The organism is Pararhodonellum marinum, from assembly GCF_015354735.1.
Classification (GTDB): domain Bacteria; phylum Bacteroidota; class Bacteroidia; order Cytophagales; family Cyclobacteriaceae; genus Pararhodonellum; species Pararhodonellum marinum.
In genome coordinates, this window is record NZ_JACEFJ010000017.1 from 43,616 (window position 1) to 61,997 (window position 18,382).

Sequence of the window (18,382 nt, forward strand, 5' to 3'; positions counted from 1 at the left end):
TACATCAACGGATATGCAAAAACCCAATAATCCCAGAAGAAGCTTTATCAAAAAAACCGCCTTGGCCACCGCCAGCCTCTCCACCATGGGGGCCGTAGGTTTTTCGGCCAAAAGCTATGGCAACATATTGGGAGCCAATGATCGATTAAATGTGGCCATCCTCGGGCTTGGAAGAAGGTTGGGTGCATTTTACGAACCCATTGCCCTAAAAAGCAGCAATGTCAACTTGGTTTACCTCTGTGATCCCATGAAATCCCAAAGGGAAAAAGCAGCAGTAAATTTTTCCAAACACATCGATTATCAGCCCAAACTGGAAAACAACTGCTTAAAAGTATTTGAAGACAGGCAAGTGGATGCCATTATCAATGCCACTCCGGACCATTGGCATGCACCAGGCACTTGGCTGGCTTTAGAAAACGGCAAACATGTCTATGTAGAAAAGCCCTGCAGCCATAATCCAAAGGAAGGAGAGCTCTTGGTTGAATTTCAAAAAAAGTACGGCAAAGTCGTTCAGATGGGTAATCAGCAAAGGTCTTCTGACCATACGATAGACATCATCAAACAAATCCATGACGGAGTAATCGGCAATGCCTATTTGGCCACCGCATTTTATACCAATGCCCGGGGAGAAGTGCCTGTTGCCAAGGAAGCCTCAGCACCGGATGGCCTGGATTGGGAGCTTTTTCAAGGCCCTGCACCCCGTAAAAAATACATGCATGACACTTGGGATTACAACTGGCACTGGTACGGTTGGGATTATGGTACGGCGGAGACCGGTAACAATGCCACTCACGAACTGGATGTGGCTCGTTGGGCACTTCAAACAGATTTTCCAAATGAGGTCTTGGTAGATGCGGGAAAATATCACTACATCGAAGATGGTTGGACCATGTATGATACCATGCTGGCTACCTTCAAATTTGATGAAAACAAAACCATCCAATGGGATGGAAAAAGCAGAAACAATTATAAAACTTATGGCTCAGACCGTGGCACTTTGATCTTTGGTACAGAAGGAAGTGTGTATGTGGACCGGGGAAAATATGAATTGTTTGATAGAAACGGCGCAAAAATAAAAGAAGTAAAGTCTGGGAGCATCGAAGGCAGCACCAACCTGGGTGGTGGAGGGGATACCAGTACCGGACATGTCATTAATTTCTTTGAAGCGATCAGAGGCAAGGCCACTCAGAATTCACCGATTGATGAGGGGGCAAAAAGCACGCTATTGTGCCATTTGGCCAACATAGCCTACCGTGCAGAAGAAAACTTCAAATGTGATCCATCCAATGGCCATATTCTTAACAGTGCAAAAGCCAAATCCTTTTGGTCAAGGGAATATGAAAAAGGTTGGGAACCCAAAATTTAAAAATCCAACTCAATGCCCATACACACGAGTAAAACCCGGTCAAAAAATGGCTGGGTTTTTTTATTCTCCGGAAGATCTTCTGATGGTTATTTTTGAGGGTATCATGATGATCCGGTCTTCGAATTCGGGATGATCTTTTTTGGTCAGTTTTTTCATCAATAAATCCGCACAGGCTATCCCGATCTCCATGGCTGGCTGAGAGATGGTCGATAATGGTGGGTCAAGGATATCTGCTATTTTCATATTGGAAAAGCTGATCAACTTAAGATCTTGGGGGATCTTTAAGGAGGTATTTCTCACTGCCTTGTAGATAGCTACAGCCAGTTTTTCCACCGAAGCCAAGATGCCGTCAGGTCTGTCTTCAGACCCTAACAAGTCGCCAATCAGCTTGATATTTTCATCTTCCTCCTGCATGCAGACAATGACTTGGTTGGGTGAAAACTCCATTCCATAATCTTTCAAGGCCACTTTAAAGCCCCGGAGTCTTTCTTTACTGATGGAAAGGTCCTTTGAAAGGGTTAGGAAAACCAATCTTTGACAGCCTTTCTGAATCAGATGTTTGGTCCCATCATACCCGCTTTGATAATCATTGGTGATAAATTTGGTAGTAGGAAATTCATCGCAAATGCGGTCAAAGAAAATCACCGGCAACTTTTTCTGGTATAATTGAAGGAGGTGGTCGATTTTGCTGGTTTGGCTGGATACGGACATGACGATGGCATCTACCCTACCATTAAGCAAGAAAGAAAGGATTTTTCGTTCTATATCAAGCTCCTCATGGGTATTGTACACCAACAAATGATAGCCATGTTGTCTGGTGACTTTCTCTATGCCGTCGATCACCTGTGCAAAAAAATTGTTGATACGTTCGGGAATGATTACTGCAATTGTATAGCTCTTGTGGTCCCTCAAGCTCCTTGCATACGGATTCGGATGGTAATTCAATTCCTTGGCCAATGCCAATACCCTCACCTTGGTTTTTTCACTGATTTCGTATGAATCGTTCAAAGCCCGTGATACGGTGGATGGAGCTAAATTCAGTTGTTTAGCAAGATACTTTATATTGATTTCAGGCATGATGGGCAACTATATTTAAAGCCAAATATCAGGCTAATCCAGTTAAATATATCAAGTTCCTTTCTAAATATGGTTACAGAATTGAATAAAAGCGTGCGTTACCAAAACGAAATCGGAATCGATTGCATGATTAAATTTCCTTTTAGGATTAAAAAAACAGGGCTTTTTAAGTAGTTTAAAGTTTATTAGTCAAAGCGCATTTCAATTAGCACAGCCCAAGATGAAAAAATTTATGGACGAGGATTTTTTGTTGGAAAATGATTTTGCCAAAAAGCTCTATCATGACTATGCCAAGGATCAACCCATCATTGATTACCATTGCCATCTGTCTCCTCATGACATCCAAAAAGACCGAATCTTCAAGAATATCACAGAAATCTGGCTTCATGGTGACCATTACAAATGGAGAGCAATGCGGACCCTTGGCATTCAGGAGCAATTCATCACAGGCTCAGGCTCTGATTGGGAAAAATTCGAGGCCTGGGCAGAAACAGTCCCCTACACCATGAGGAACCCCCTCTTCCATTGGACTCACACGGAGTTAAAACGCTATTTTGGCATCGCCGATCTTTTGGCACCTCAAAATGCCAGAGCAATTTATGAGCAAACTTCAGAATTGACAAATAGCCAAGAGTTTAGCACCCGTCATCTTTTGGCCAAAATGAAGGTGGAAACCGTATGCACGACGGATGATCCCGTCGATGACCTTCAGTCCCATATTGAATTTAAAAAGGAAAATAATGCCATGGGGCTTTTTCCTGCATTCAGGCCGGATAAGGCCTATGCATTAGAAAACCCAAGCAGTTATCGAGAATATCTGAAAAAGCTTGGAGAAATGGCTTCTCTGGACATTACAAATTTTGACCAACTTGTAGAGGCTTTGAGCAAAAGGATTGACTATTTCCATTTTCATGGCTGCCGCATGTCAGACCATGGTTTGGAGCAATTGTATCACTTTAGCCAACATCCCAATTCACCAGATGCCATTCTAAAAGAGGTCTTGAAAGGAAATGCCCCGAACAAAGAGGACCTTCACTATTTCAAATACAGCTTACTTCTTGAACTGTGTAAATTGTATCATGCCAAAGGCTGGACACAGCAGTTTCATCTGGGAGCCCTGAGAAACAACAACAGCAGGATGTTAAAGGCTTTGGGCCCCGATACCGGTTTTGACTCCATTGGGGATTTCGGTCAGGCAGCGGCCTTGTCACGTTTTTTGGATGAACTGGACCGTGAGGATCAGTTGAGTCAAACCATCTTGTACAACATCAATCCAAGGGACAATGAAGTCATATCCACCATGGTTGGTAATTTCAATGATGGGTCTGTCAAGGGTAAAATTCAATTTGGATCGGGATGGTGGTTTTTGGATCAGAAAGACGGCATGGAAAAACAACTCAATGCTTTATCCAACATGGGCTTGGTCAGTTGTTTTGTAGGCATGCTGACTGATTCCAGATCTTTCCTCTCCTTTCCCAGACATGAGTATTTCCGCCGCATTCTTTGTAATCTCTTTGGAAAGGATGTGGCAAACGGAGAATTGCCGGCAGATGAGAAATGGATCGGTCAAATTATAGCGGATATCTCCTATCATAATGCCAAAAATTACTTTCTATTCTGATATACATAAATCTGTTTTTCAGTACTATATATTAAAATCAACTCGTTCAGGATAGCTGTAGACATTAAAGCTTTTGGATTTTAAAAAACCTATTGCTGTAATGCCCTTTTCCTCAGCCAAATCAATGGCCAAACTTGAGGGTGCCCCCACTGCCACAACAATGGGAATTTTGGCAACCGCTGCTTTTTGGATCAGTTCAAAACTTATCCTGCCACTGAGAAGCAAGATACTGTTATTCATTATAGAACTTTTCATTTGCAGTGCAGCACCAATCACCTTATCGAGGGCATTATGCCGGCCGATATCTTCCCTCAAAAACAACAACTTCCCATCTCTTCCAAACAATGCGGCTCCATGGATTCCGCCGGTATATTTAAAAATAGTTTGTTCCATAGCCATTTGATCTTGCATGTCAACAAGCATTTTTAAGCTAACCCTAGACCCATCTTCCTGAATGGGTATTTTGTCACAGGTTACCGACTGTATCGCTGCCTTGCCACAGATCCCGCAGCTGGAATTCATAAAAAAATTTCGCTTCAAACTGGAGAGGTCAAGGCTGACTAAAGGAGATAATTTCACGATTAAAACATTGCCTTCTTCCTCCGGTTTTACCCGCTTACAATACCGCATCAACAGGACATCTTCTTTTTGCTTTATGATGCCTTCCGAAAATAAAAAGCCATAAGCCCAATCCATATCATGGCCGGGGGTGCGCATCGTTGTCGCCAACTCCATTTCTTGCCAGTCTGCTCCCTCACCAAACTGAAGCCTTACCTGTAAGGGTGCCTCCAGAGCCAACAAATCTGAAACTTCCTGAGCATTCCCCTGCTGCCATCTGATGATCTTTGCTTTTGCTACAGGCGCAATAGTTTTCATGTTTTCTGTGCTTTTTGGATGGAAACCTCTACAAATTTGGAAGCAGGGCAATGGGATTCGGGGGACTTGTTGTCAATGGCGACCAACACATTCCCTTCAGGAAAATAAACCCCTACACAGCCCCTGGTGATCGGATAAGGCACCGCCTGTAAATGTTTCAACACCCGCTTTTCCTGATTGAAAATGCTGGTGAGGTCAACCCTTTCCTCAGGCTCAATTCCTAATTTCTTCATGTCCTCCTCGTGCATCAACACCACTTCTCTACTCTGATTGATCCCTCGGTAGCGGTCATTGAAACCATAAATGCTGGTATTGAACTGATCATGGCTCCGAATGGTCATCAGGATAAAATGGTCTTGGTGAATCGTGTTTTCCGGTAAAGGATTGGAAGTAAAATGGGCTTTTTTGTCCGAGGTGTCAAATTTTCCTTCCCTGTTGCAATTGGGCAGGTAAAATCCCCCAGCTTTCCTCACCCTTTGGTTGTAACTTTCAAACCCATCGATCACCTGTTCAATTTTGTCTCTGACCAGGTCATAATCCTGGGCAAATGCCTGCCAATCGGTGCTTGATCGGTGCTTTAATGTCGCTTTGGCGATACCACAAATAATCCCTACCTCACTTTTCAATGCCTCGGAAGCCGGAGGCAAATCCCCCATTGACATCCTCACTCTTCCAGCAGTGTCTTCCGTACTGACAAATTGCGGTCCCTTTGCCGTTAGATCCGATTCCGTCCTACCCAGACAGGGAAGAATCAAAGCAGTCTTACCATGTACAAGATGGCTGCGGTTCAATTTAGTGGAAATATGAACAGTCATATCGCAATTGCCAAGTCCTTTGAAAACCATATCCGTATCTGGAGCAGCCAAGGCAAAGTTCCCTCCAAGGCCCATGAAAAATTTAACTTTGTTTCCCGCCATGGCTTTGATGGCATCCACCGTTCCATAACCTTGGTTTCTAGGCGCTTGAAAATCAAATACACGCTCCATCCTGTCCAAGAAAGCATCTGGCATTTTTTCCCAAATACCCATGGTCCGGTCCCCTTGCACATTGCTATGGCCCCTTACAGGCAGCGTCCCTGCTCCCCTTTTTCCAATTGCTCCTTTCAGTAAAAGAAGGTTGACAATCTCCCTAATGGTGCTTTCTGCATTTCTATGTTGGGTGACCCCCATAGCCCAGGCTATGATGATTTTGGATTTACTCTTAATCATAGCCACGACCTGCTCTAATTGATCCAAAGAAATTCCGGAAGCCTGTACCAGTTCTTCGATCTTGTACTGCTTGAGGTTTTTTACAAAGTCCTCAAAACCAACCGTCTGACTTTCAATAAAGGAATGATCAAAGACTTGCCCACCACTTTGCTTGTCTTCCTTGATCAAAAGCCACATGATGGCCTTCAGCAAAGCAAGGTCACCATTGATCTTGACTGAAAGATAAAGATCCTGCAATTGGGTGGGTTGTCCGATCCATTCCCAGGGCTTTTGAGGATGGCGAAAGTGCATGAATCCCGCTTCCGGTAAGGGATTGACCGCAATGATCTTTCCGCCGTTCTTTTTCAGTTGTTGTAAAGCGGTTAACATTCTGGGAGAATTGGTTCCGGCATTTTGACCGATATTGATTAAAACATCGGCATCTGCGATATCATCTAAAGTCACAGAAGCCTTTCCTATTCCTAAGGTCTCCCTCAAGGCCTTTCCGCTGGCTTCATGACACATGTTGGAACAGTCCGGCAGGTTATTGGTACCGAATTGTCGCACAAAAGTTTGGTACAAAAAGGCTGCTTCATTGCTTGCTCTGCCTGAAGTGTAAAATACCGCATCATCCGGATGACTCAAACCATTCAATTGACTTGCGATGATAGCAAAAGCTTCCTTCCATTCTATGGTCTCATAGTGCGTGGATCCTTCTCTGAGGATCATGGGCTGAATCAATCTACCTTGTTTTTCCAACCAATGGTCAGATTGTTGAAGTAACTCGGCCAATGGGTATTTTTTGAAAAAATCCTCCCCAACTTTGTTTTTGGTCGCCTCCCAAGCCACAGATTTGGCGCCATTCTCACAATATTCGGCTATGCCACTGACCTTGTCTGCATCCGGATCCGGCCAGGCACAACTTGGACAGTCGAAACCGTCAGGCTGATTCAGTTTGAACAGTGTCTTTACTCCTCTCCCCACGTAAGTTTCCTCCCAAATGTAATATCCAACGGATCGAATGGCAGGAAAGCCAACCGATGAATCTTGGAGCTTACTCAATTTGACTTTTTTTTCCTCTTTCAAAACTTTGGCTTTATGCTGAAATTACCATGCAATTTGTTCTTTATCAATTCTAGGTCAAAAATTTCAATCTTTTGCTGTAGTTTGGTCCTTTTCTGAAGAAATCAGTGGATTTCCTGCCAACTAGAAATGCCTTTAATGGTTTCATTACATCATTTTCCTTAAAAGTTGTAAATTTTTCATGTATCCAAGATTTGGATACAAAATTGTGTCAGGAAAATATATACTCATTGAAGTTCTTCTAAGACTGGTTTAAAATCATTCAATTTAATGTATTTTTTAAATCAGTAAATACAAAGTACTGCCAATTAGCACATTAGCACTAACCATCAAGTCGATCTATTATGAAAACAACCCAATCCCTATTCGTATGGTTGACAGCCTTCTTTCTGTTGGGATTGATAGGCTGTGCCAGGAACCCTGTGACAGGAAAGCGGCAGCTTGTTTTGATGTCAGAAGCCCAAGAAATCAGTATGGGCAAACAGTCAGATCCAGAAATCGTCGCATTTTTTGGTTTGTATGAAGACCCTGAACTCCAGCAATTTATCACGGAAAAAGGGCTGGAAATGGCCGCCATTTCCCATAGACCCAACTTGGCCTATGAATTTAAAATCGTAGACTCACCTGTCATCAATGCCTTTGCCGTACCCGGAGGATTTGTGTATTTTACACGAGGTATCATGGCGCATTTCAACAATGAGGCAGAGTTTGCAGGGGTGTTGGGCCACGAGATCGGTCACATCACTGCACGACACTCTGTCATCCAACAAAGAAATGCCATGCTGAGTCAGTTAGGTGTCATCGCCGGAGTCATCCTGATCCCGGAACTTGGGGAATTTATAGAACCCCTATCGCAGGGTGTTCAGGTTGCCCTTTTGGGCTTTGGGCGGGATGCCGAAAGACAATCGGATAAATTAGGGGTAGAATACTCTTCCAAAGTTGGCTATGATGCCAAAGAAATGGCTGGCTTTTTCCAAACGCTGGAAAGACAGCAACAGGCAGCAGGTGGTGAGAGTATACCTGACTTTTTATCCACCCACCCCTCTCCGGAAGAAAGAAATGTTAAGGTGGCTGAGTTGGCCGAGGAGTGGAAACAGAAGCTTAACCTTTCCGATCCAGAAATCAATCGATCCAGTTACCTCCAATTGATTGACGGTTTGATTCTAGGGGAAGATCCGAAGCAGGGTTTTGTAGAGAATAATTTCTTTTACCATCCTGTTTTAAAATTCTTCTACCCAATCCCTCAGGATTGGAACGTCCAAAACAGCCCTCAACAAGTTCAGATGGCACCAAAATCAGGGGATGCGGCGATGATACTCAGTCTAGCCAATGGAGCATCACCGAAAGAGGCGGCCGAATCCCTCCTCACTCAATACAAATTAGAAGCCGTAGAATCTAAGGCAGAAACCATCAATGGACTTCCGGCACATTTGCTTGTGGCCGATCAGAAACAGGAAAACGGAACCATCCGCGTAGTAGCCGCACTCATCTCCTATGGAGGTAACATGTATAACCTGATGGGTATCTCGGAGCTTTCTAAGTTCGCGGTTCACCAAAACACTTTCATGACAACCATAAGAGCCTTCAAGGAATTAACGGAGGCTGAAAAACTCAACCGAAAACCCGATGTGGTCAGGATCAAAACCATTCCCAGAGCCATGAAACTTCAGGAAGCTCTAAAGCATTTCAATATGCCCGAGCAGCGGTTTGAAGAATTGGCTTTGTTAAACGGAATGTTGCTTGATGACCCACTCGAAAGCGGTACTTTGATCAAAGTAGTAGGTAAATAATAAAATGACTATCAGGTTGTTAAGTGCCTTCCGCACACCTAAATGAAATTAATTTCAGGATTTAGTATTAGCAATATCCCAATATCCACCTAATATCTATTATTATCACTTTAAAGCAGAATTAATCATATAAGGTGAGATTGTCATTTGAGCCAGATAAAAAATTAGCAATCAATTTATCCCTCCCAACGCATCACCAAAGCCGTTCTGTTGGGCAAATAGACTTTGATGTTTTGGTCTTCATCGGTTGGATACGTGATGCTGTCATCCACCCGGTCAAAACCGCCGAATTGTTTGCGTTCCGAATTTAGGATGATCCTGAATGACCCCGCTTTATGGGATTGAAATGTAAAACCGAATATTGAAGTAGCGATACTGAAGTTAAACAAAAATATAAGGCCTCCCCGGGTGAAAACGATCGTCTTGTTTTCAGGATCCAAATGGATCTGTTGGGTATTGGAATCCAGCATCACTTCATGTTCTTTGATCGTTTTGATCATCGCCTTGTCCCAGTTGTCCAGGTATTGATAGCGCAGTTTTTTATTATCTACCAGTGACCATTGCCTTCTGGCATACTGGTAACTCCAGTCATTTCCCTCCCGTGGAAAATCCACCCATTCCGGATGGCCAAATTCATTGCCAATAAAATTGAGATAGCCTTCCCCGCCCAGGCTGATCGTAAACAAGCGGATCATTTTATGCAGGGCTATCCCCCTGTCCACCACAAGGTTTTGGTCCTCCACCTGCATGTTGAAATACATCTCTTTGTCCATCAACCAAAAAGCGATCGACTTGTCTCCTACCAGTGCCTGATCATGGGATTCTGCATAAGCGATGGTCTTTTCCGTTTTAGGCCGGTTGGTCATTTCATGCCACATGTCAAAAAGATCCCAATGTTCATCCGGCTTGTGCTTCAGGGTTTTGATCCAAAAATCAGGTATACCCATGCCGAGACGGTAGTCAAATCCGATGCCTCCTTCTTCGGGCTTCCTGCAAAGCCCTGGCATGCCGCTGACTTCTTCCGCAATGGATACCGCTTTGGGCTTCATCTGATGGATCAAGGTATTGGCCAACTGTAAATAGGTGACCGCATCCCAGTCTACTCCTTCCAAAAAATATTTGTCCCCATGGTCAAAATCAGTCAGGCCATGGTGGAAATACAACATGGAAGTCACCCCATCAAACCGGTAGCCGTCAAAATGGAACTCTTCCAGCCAGTACCTTACATTGGAAAGCAGGAATTTCTTAACCTCCCATTTCCCATAATTAAATAGCTTGGAATCCCACAACTCATGGTATCCCCTACCGCCTGCATGGAAATACTGATCCTCGGACCCATCAAATTCATTCAAGCCTTCAAGCAGGTTCTTGACCGCATGGGAATGCACGATGTCCATGATGACCATGATGCCCATTTCATGGGCTTTGTTGACCAGGTATTTGAGATCCTCCGGAGTTCCGAACCTTGAAGAGGAACAGAAAAAATTCGATACATGGTATCCAAAAGACCCATAGTAGGGATGTTCCATGACCGCCATCAGCTGAATGGCGTTATAGCCCCCTCTATGGATTCTGGGTAGTACTTCTTCGGCAAATTCCAAATAAGTACCGACTCCTAATTTTTCCTGCGCCATTCCCACATGGCATTCATAGATAAAAAGCTGCTCATGGGATTTTCCAGGCTTGAATTTTTGATCTGTCCATTCAAAAGCCTTTTCCGGAAACCAGAGCTGACCGGCAAAATCATGGCTTTCGGGGTCTTGAATCACCCGGGTGATGTAGGCAGGAATGCGGTCTATGGCCCCGTTTTTGGCATGGATATGTACTTTGATTTTGCTGCCATGGACAAAGCTGGCCTTATAGTCTTCGTAAGGCAAAAAAATCTCCCAATCTCCTCTTTTGTCTTTCTTAAGTTTGTGACTGTCACGACTCCAACCATTGAAATCCCCGGTCAAAAACAACTGGTCCGCTTCAGGTGCCCACTCCCGGTACACCCATCCATTTCGAACAGGGTGGAAATTGACCCCATAATACAAATGACCTTCCGCGAAGTACTTCAAGCTCCCCTCTACTTCTTCTATTTCTGCCAAAGCAGCTTTAAAACGTTCATATCTGGCATGAATTTCCTCATTGTAAGGCTCCAACCAGGAATCTTCTTTGACGATGGCTAATTTTTTGACTGGCTTCACAAAAAATAAGGTTTATGTTCAGATACCAATTTAGCAAGAATTGGGAAAGGGACAATCTATTTTGACGGATAGCTTCTTAAAACATTTTGGAAATTAAGAAATAAGTATCAAAAAAATTGAGTGGGGACATCTTACTTAAAAGTCACAAAGTGAACCTTGGCCATTGATCCACTCGTTGACAGGCAAAAAGGAAAAACCAACCAAGTACTTATGTTGAATTAAGGTCAAATTGAAAACAGTTTCCTATTCTTTAATGAATACCTCCAAGGTAAAAACATCAGGGTTTTTGGCTTTGAATACCCCAAATCCATTGTTGATATTGTTATACACCTGAACCGGCTGGGCCAATGGATCTCCACCAGTTGAAAGCTGAAGATCTCCTGTCAAAAAATAATTGAAGTAAGACTCGGAAACATGGGCAAGTTCAATATCGATATTAAAATCTATGTTTTTGGGTAGATTTGCTTTAGCTACAATGGTTACTTGTCCGTCAGGCAACAAAGCATCATTGATAAACAACCCCGAGCGATACATGAATTCAGGCTTAAATGCAGAATTGATGGGATCTAGATAGAGTTCCATATTGTAAAAAGCTTGAGCGGAGTCTGTATCTGAGGTATAATACCAATATGTACCTGTTGCATATCCATTGATGACATAGTAATTGTTTCCGGGCAGGTCATCAAATTCAATTCTGAATTCTACCATTTCATTTTCTCCGAAATTTTGAACACTCCCCATCGGGATCGCCTCAACTTCAGTTATCATCACTTTTTCAGGTATGGTTACGAATGACTCCACCGAAGGATACAAGGGATGTTCAGCCGTCAGCTTGATTTCTTCATTTTCTTGGATATCAAAATCTGTCGTCCAATAATATCCATGTTCTTCCTGAAAGGGGTGGCTTCTTTCCATATACTCCAATGAGATGGTATGGCCACTTCTATCGGCCAGATAAACTGTTGCATTTTTTATTAAAGTCATTTCCCTCCTATCTGCCAAAATACTCTGGCTTTCTGAGAGATATACTTTTATGGTATCTCCTGGTGTAAGTGAGGAATACATGACCATTTTGATCTCTTGATCCCCTAATTCGATTTCCAAAAATTGCTCGCAGGAAAAAAACGTAAAGGCTGCAAACCATAAGAAATAAACAGTTCTTTTCATGTTTTTAAAATTTAAATCTATAAGATACAGAAGGGATTACCGGAAAAAGACTGTATTGTGCCAGCATGTTTCTTTGCTGGGCATAGTTGTAAGCAATATCCATATAGAAGGGATTTTGCCTGTTGTAAACATTGTAGACTGACACGTTCCAGGTGCGCTCTCCCCAACTTTTCTTTTTGTTGAAGTTGATCCCTACATCCAATCTATGGTAGCTTCTCATCTGAAAATTATTCCTCGATTCATAATGTTCCAGATACATATATCTTCGATAAAATTCATCACTAACCGCATCATAATGGTTGTAAGCCTGAGTGGGTACAGAGATAAAATTACCTGAACCAAACACCCACACTCCTGAAAGGTCTATTTTGTCCGAGATTTTATGGACTGCCGTGATGCTGACATCATGCCTTCGGTCATACCTGAAAGGAAACCATTCCCCAAAATTGACCTCATCAAATCTCCTTTCAGTCTTTGACCAGGTGTAACCTACCCATCCTGTCGTTTTCCCCAGTTTCTTTTGGAGCAGCAGTTCCACTCCATAACTTCGTCCTTCTCCCGAAACCACCTTATTCTGCCAGTTTTCTTCAATATTCAAATAAGACGCACCATCTTGGTACTCAATCAGCCCCTGCATTCCTTTGTAATACGCTTCTACACTGAATTCCAATCCCATTCCGATCCCCCTAAAATAGCCCATGCTTGCTTGCCAGGATTCCTGAGGTGCGATGGTTTCTGTGGAAGGAACCCACAAATCGGTGGGAAGTCCCAGACCAGCATTGGTGAGCAGGTGGATAAACTGAGCCATTTGAACGTAAGAAGCTTTGACCGAAGATTTTTCATCCAGTAAATATCTCGCAGAAATTCTTGGCTGTAGAGAGGTATAATGTTTACTTCCCGTCAAAAAACCTGAAAAATGAAGCCCTGCATTTACTTTGATTCGCTCTGTCACATTGACGTCATCCTCTACGTAAAATGCATATTCCTGGCTGTTTTCCGGATCCGTGCCAAGTTTGGTTTCCCCCAAGCCGGTTTCCCTTGAAACATATACTCCTGGAGTAAATCTATGGAAGATGTGCATGCCACCAAATCTGATATAATGGTCGGTATTAGGAATAAAGTCAAAATCCGCTTTGTAAGCATAATCTCTGATACCAGAGTCATATCTGCCTGTAAAAAATTCTTCTTTCGGAACCCCACTTTCGGCCCATGTATCCAAGAATTCGGCAAAAAGGTTAAAATTGTACCGGGTGTAGGTTCCTGTAAAATTGGCGAATAGCTTCTTATTGAACACATGGTTCCAGCGGATGGCTCCTATTTGATTGCCCCACCCCAATCCAGCCTTTTCATTGCTGTTGTAAGGTTCGCCGTTCCTGGTTCCTTGGTAAAGAAAACGGGAATATGCAATGTCATTTCCTCCATAGTAGCTCAAATATAGTCTGTTGTTTTTATCAAAGATATGGTTGACCTTGGCGTTTAAATCGTAAAAGAAATACCCCACATCATCATTACCGCCAGATTGATTTCGAATAATGGGCCGGGTAATAAGGTCCAGGTAGGTTCTCCTGCCTGAGACCAAAAATGAGGTCTTGTCCTTGACAATTGGACCTTCCAAAGTGAACTTCGAGGCGATCAATCCAACCGATCCCTCCCCTTCAAACTTCTTCATGTTGCCCTCCTTCATGTTGATGTCAATCACCGAGGAAAGCCTGCCTCCATATCTTGCAGGAAATCCTCCTTTGATCAGTTCCACGTTGTTGATGGCATCCGCATTGAAAACGGAAAAGAATCCGAACAAATGCGTGGCGTTGTACACCGGTACACCGTCCAGCAAAACCAGGTTCTGATCTGGCCCTCCACCCCGTACGTAAAGTCCACTTCCACCTTCCGAACCGGATTGTACCCCTGGCAACAGTTGAAGGATTTTGAAAACATCGACCTCCCCCAAAAGTGCCGGCAGGTCTTTGATTTGCCTTAAAGGAACATTGATGCTCCCCATTTGGGTGCTTTCCATTATGTTTTCACCCCTACTTTCCTCCAAGACGAATTCCTCCAACTGAAAATCTGAGGATAATTCTACCGTCAGAGTGGTGTCTTTTTCCAAGAAGGTTTTAAACACAAAAGATTGATAACCCACAAAGGAAAAAACCAGGTCAACCTCTCCACTTTGGGTGGTGTAGCTGAAAAAACCATAATTGTTTGTGACCGATCCTTTTTGGGAAACTTTGTCAAAGATGTTCACTCCTATCAGGGTTTCACCGTTTTCCCTATCCTTGACCGTACCATTGATGGTTACTCTCTGCGCAAAAGTGGCTTGAAAAAACAAAACCAACGAGAGCGAAAAAATGATTTTTTTCATTGGAAAAATACTGTTGTTTAGGACCGATTATGGAACGAAAGTAAATAATTATTTCTTTAAGATTTTAATTATTGAACTAAATAATTGTTAATTCTAAATAATAAAATACTTCCTACTATTTGCCTAGTGGTATATTCAGTAAGCACACTGATTGTTATAAAGAAATAGTTTTCATGTCATCCAGCGATCTAACCAAACTAAAAGTTCCCATCGATCCTCTTTTCTTATCAAAACTGCTCCGTTGCCTTCTCCATAAACATTTTCATTATAATCATACTGAACGTAGACGGCTGAACTATCTAAGTTGAATATTGGAACATAAAAGTTATACCAAACACTTATTTTATCCCCTTTATTGGTCAAGTCTGAATCATTGAGGTCAATGATTCTATTACGCTTTGCCACTTCTTCTGAAAGGATCAATTGTTCTCTGATGTGGTCTAAATCTTTGGAGGAGAAATATCTGGGTTGATTGATTTTAGTTACTAGCATATTTTCATTCATGTATTCCCCTACATAGGCATCTACTGGAGGAGGGATTTCCAGACCATCCTCAGTGAATTGAGTCTCATAATAAATGAAATGTAGTAATTTCGAAGAAATATTTTCAGTCCTGTAGAGGGAATCTTCTTCTATATAATTTTTTTAGAACCTCTAAAATAAGTTTTTCGTCAACCGTAGTATCTCTCTGTTCGCAGGAAAAAAAGCTGATGACAATTAATAAAACAACACATTTAAAAAGAATCAATATTTCATTCTTCATTTTGATCATAATTGGAACTGGATCCAAAATATAATAAAATACTTATAATTGACGTGATGGATGTTGGGTTGTGGTTTTATTTCTTCTTGATCTTGGATATGGTCTTGCCCATTGACTTGGTTGGCCCATCCATGTCGTTGACGGCAAAATCAACGGCGTGTTTTATCAAGGCTTCCACTTTGGGGTTTCGGTAATCTTTTGGGCTTTTTATAGCTATGTGCCTGATCAAATTGCCCGTTCCTATCAGCAAATGGTCTGGATCATGCAGCATGGTTCCTTTGTTGAAACCCAAGTTCAAATGATTGGTGTAAATCGGCAACATGCAAAAAGCATCTGACAATTTCTCTGTGATTGAAAAAACGGCAGTCAATGCATGGGTATGGTAAAGCAGTTCATTACATTCAGGATAGAGTTCGAGAATGAATTGGCGCATATCGCTAAACAAATCGATTACTTCTTGGTCTTTCAAATCCAGAAAAAACTGAAAGTCAGGGTGAATTTTTCTAATTGATCGCATGATTGTCCTGTTAAAGTATATCAAAGTAAATAAACATTCACCGCATATTCACCTTCGTAAGAAAGGTAAAACGCCTGTAAGTTTTTTTAGTCAATGCGCCACAGATTTTCCTTCCTTTTTAGTATCTGTCAGGAATTCAAGGATGGCTTTTGCAACCAACTCCGGTTGCTCCTCCTGCGGAAAATGACCTGCGGCAGCCAATTGAACGGTTTTGGAAAGTGGAAAACCGCTTTGAAACTTTTCCAGATTTTGGGTTTTGATTACTGGGTCTTTCATTCCCCAAATCAACAAGGTCCGCTTATTTGAAATAGCCTGCCTTTTGTTCCAAAGTCCTTCAAACCAGTCCTGATCGTTCAGCAGTGATCCTGCAAAGGCCAAAGCACCATTGCGCTGCGTTTTGTTGCCAAAAGGTCGGGTATATTGAGTCAAGGTCTTTTTCGGGATTTTTTTGTCTCCAAATGAATTGGGTAATATAAATTTAGGCGAAAAATTTAGGTATCGATACAAAAATGGCAAAAAAGGACTTTTCAATATTTTTCGCATTTTGATAAAATCAGGATCTTTTTCGCTGCTCCATAGCCAGGAATTTAGTATCACTATTTGCTTTATTCTTTCAGGATTTCGGATTGCAAAATCCAAGCCTATGGGACCTCCAAAGTCATGAACCACGAGTGTGATATCCTTCAATTGCTTTTGGAGCACAAAGGACTCAAGGGTTTTACTGTGGTTTTGTGTAGCATAATCGTAATGTTCAGGCTTGTCAGACAGCCCAAACCCCATATGGTCCACCGCAATGCACCTGTACTTGGATTTCAGGTTTTTGATGATGTTTCTGTATTCAAAACTCCATGAAGGGGTTCCGTGGACAAACAATATCGTTTCACCCTGCCCTTCGTCGATGAAATGGAGCTTTTGTCCCTTGATGTCAAAGTAATTTGAGGCAAAGGGATATTCAGTCGTGTCCAGCCAATGATTTTTCATAGAATGTTGTTCTTTATGATTCATTGGTAAATTTCACAAACTTGTCAATCAATAATCTTGGTCTAAACCAACCTTTTTGTCCCTTTTCAAACACCCTGCCTGTCAATATTCGGTTGGAAGCTTGCAGAATCTTGTCTATCCTTAGATAGATTGTCTTCGTTACTTCGGAGAGCTATTGCCATATTTGTCGTCACCCTGAGCTTGTCGAAGGGTCTTCGTAATTTCGGAGAGCTGTAGCCACTTTTGTCGTCACCCTGAGCTTGTCGAAGGGTCTTCATAATTTCGGAGAGCTATAGCCATATTTGTCGTCACACTGCCTGTCTGCCGTGAGGCAGAAGCTTGTCGAAGGGTCTTCGCAATTTCGGAAAGCTGTAGCCACTTTTGTCGTCACCCTGAGCTTGTCGGGTCTTCGTAATTTCGGAGAGCTGTAGCCACTTTTGTCGTCACCCTGAGCTTGTCGGGTCTTCGTAATTTCGGAGAGCTGTAGCCACTTTTGTCGTCACCCTGAGCTTGTCGAAGGGTCTTTGTAATTTCGGAGAGAACGATCTTCGTCTTTAAGTAGAGGTGCCTGCCCGACCTTCGGGTGGGCTACGGCAGGCTCAGCATAAGGCCAATGGAGCGTAGATCATTTGGATCAACCTGAAAAAAAAGCATTATGGTTTGTAATTTACCATCGTAACACCCAAATTCAAATCCTTACCGAATTAAAAAGCTTGCTGAAATTAGTCGGTTCAATGCCCAGATAAGAAGCAATGTACTTGTGGGGAACAACCTGAAGCAAATGCGGACTTCTTTGGCAAAAACTCAAATACCTTTCCTCTATTGTCAACGCATGCAATTCAATGTGTCGGTTGATCATCCCAGCCAAAACAAATTCAGTCATTTTTCTGAAAAGCCGTTCCAATGCCTGTGATTGGTCAAATAGCCCCTGAAGCGCCTCAAAAGAAACATATTCCATTTCACTGTTAGTCACGCAGGTCAGAAAATATTTGGAAGGGGTCTGAAAGGAAAAGGATTCAGGAATGGCGCAAAAGTTGGGAAAATAAGTAAATGCAATGACATGGGTTTTGTGTTGCGAATCAAAATAAGCCATCTGCACCCCGGATTTTACCAGATAAAGAGACCGCTGAACCTGTCCCGGAGCAATGATTACCTCTCCTTTCTTAAATTCCTTTGTTTTAAGTTGGTCAGTCAACAATTCATAGTCTGCCCTGCTGATGTCGTAAATAGATCTAAAGGATTCGTAGCGTTCCATAAAATTTCAAATAGAAAATTTTATTTAAAATCCTCGTACAATTTTCCGTATCGGATTTCATTGATAAATAAATTATAATTGACTTGGAGAGCTGAGTAAAAACTAAGGTAAAATCCAAAAATAAGCTTTATTTTATTTATGAAAAAATCAT

13 protein-coding genes are annotated in these 18,382 nt (G+C 42.3%); 3 read left to right on the plus strand and 10 right to left on the minus strand.

Features of this window, described 5'->3' with window-relative positions:
- Positions 1 to 13 precede the first annotated feature (13 nt).
- Entirely contained in the window at positions 14 to 1,366 is a 1,353-nt protein-coding gene (locus H1A14_RS20965) for a Gfo/Idh/MocA family protein (RefSeq protein ID WP_194778267.1), read from the plus strand.
- A 60-nt stretch (positions 1,367 to 1,426) separates the two neighbouring features.
- Here H1A14_RS20965 and H1A14_RS20970 read toward each other — a convergent pair whose 3' ends face one another.
- Positions 1,427 to 2,443, minus strand: a complete 1,017-nt coding sequence (locus tag H1A14_RS20970; RefSeq protein ID WP_194778268.1) for a LacI family DNA-binding transcriptional regulator — start codon at positions 2,441 to 2,443, stop codon at positions 1,427 to 1,429.
- A 220-nt stretch (positions 2,444 to 2,663) separates the two neighbouring features.
- Here H1A14_RS20970 and uxaC point away from each other — a divergent pair, with 220 nt between their 5' ends.
- Positions 2,664 to 4,064, plus strand: coding sequence for a glucuronate isomerase (uxaC, locus tag H1A14_RS20975; RefSeq protein WP_194778269.1), 1,401 nt, complete (start codon positions 2,664 to 2,666; stop codon positions 4,062 to 4,064).
- 24 nt (positions 4,065 to 4,088) lie between these two features.
- Here uxaC and fdhD read toward each other — a convergent pair whose 3' ends face one another.
- Together fdhD and H1A14_RS20985 are read right to left on the minus strand one after the other, a co-directional pair.
- Positions 4,089 to 4,940 carry a formate dehydrogenase accessory sulfurtransferase FdhD gene (gene fdhD, locus H1A14_RS20980; protein ID WP_194778270.1) on the minus strand — a complete coding sequence of 284 codons (852 nt, stop codon included), beginning with the start codon at positions 4,938 to 4,940 and terminating at the stop codon, positions 4,089 to 4,091.
- Positions 4,937 to 7,213, minus strand: coding sequence for an FdhF/YdeP family oxidoreductase (locus H1A14_RS20985; RefSeq protein WP_194778271.1), 2,277 nt, complete (start codon positions 7,211 to 7,213; stop codon positions 4,937 to 4,939). The genes fdhD and H1A14_RS20985 overlap by 4 nt, the downstream gene beginning before the upstream one ends.
- A gap of 341 nt (positions 7,214 to 7,554) precedes the next feature.
- Between H1A14_RS20985 and H1A14_RS20990 the strand changes: the two genes are divergently transcribed.
- Entirely contained in the window at positions 7,555 to 9,000 is a 1,446-nt protein-coding gene (locus tag H1A14_RS20990; protein ID WP_194778272.1) for a M48 family metalloprotease, read from the plus strand.
- A gap of 176 nt (positions 9,001 to 9,176) precedes the next feature.
- Here H1A14_RS20990 and H1A14_RS20995 read toward each other — a convergent pair whose 3' ends face one another.
- The 7 genes from H1A14_RS20995 to H1A14_RS21025 form a co-directional block, all read right to left on the minus strand.
- Positions 9,177 to 11,189, minus strand: a complete 2,013-nt coding sequence (locus H1A14_RS20995; protein WP_194778273.1) for an alpha-amylase family glycosyl hydrolase — start codon at positions 11,187 to 11,189, stop codon at positions 9,177 to 9,179.
- 243 nt (positions 11,190 to 11,432) lie between these two features.
- The gene (locus H1A14_RS21000) at positions 11,433 to 12,356 is read right to left on the minus strand and encodes a DUF4249 domain-containing protein (protein WP_194778274.1); all 924 of its coding nucleotides are present in this window, start codon (positions 12,354 to 12,356) and stop codon (positions 11,433 to 11,435) included.
- A 4-nt stretch (positions 12,357 to 12,360) separates the two neighbouring features.
- Positions 12,361 to 14,715, minus strand: coding sequence for a TonB-dependent receptor (locus H1A14_RS21005; protein ID WP_194778275.1), 2,355 nt, complete (start codon positions 14,713 to 14,715; stop codon positions 12,361 to 12,363).
- Between the two features lie 171 nt (positions 14,716 to 14,886).
- Positions 14,887 to 15,207, minus strand: coding sequence for a hypothetical protein (locus tag H1A14_RS21010; RefSeq protein WP_194778276.1), 321 nt, complete (start codon positions 15,205 to 15,207; stop codon positions 14,887 to 14,889).
- A 347-nt stretch (positions 15,208 to 15,554) separates the two neighbouring features.
- Positions 15,555 to 15,995, minus strand: coding sequence for a DUF1801 domain-containing protein (locus tag H1A14_RS21015; protein WP_194778277.1), 441 nt, complete (start codon positions 15,993 to 15,995; stop codon positions 15,555 to 15,557).
- Positions 15,996 to 16,085: 90 nt separating this feature from the next.
- Positions 16,086 to 16,976, minus strand: coding sequence for an alpha/beta fold hydrolase (locus H1A14_RS21020; RefSeq protein WP_194778278.1), 891 nt, complete (start codon positions 16,974 to 16,976; stop codon positions 16,086 to 16,088).
- 688 nt (positions 16,977 to 17,664) lie between these two features.
- Positions 17,665 to 18,231 (minus strand): Crp/Fnr family transcriptional regulator, encoded by a 567-nt coding sequence (locus H1A14_RS21025; RefSeq protein WP_194778279.1) that lies wholly within the window; start codon positions 18,229 to 18,231, stop codon positions 17,665 to 17,667.
- Positions 18,232 to 18,382 lie beyond the last annotated feature (151 nt).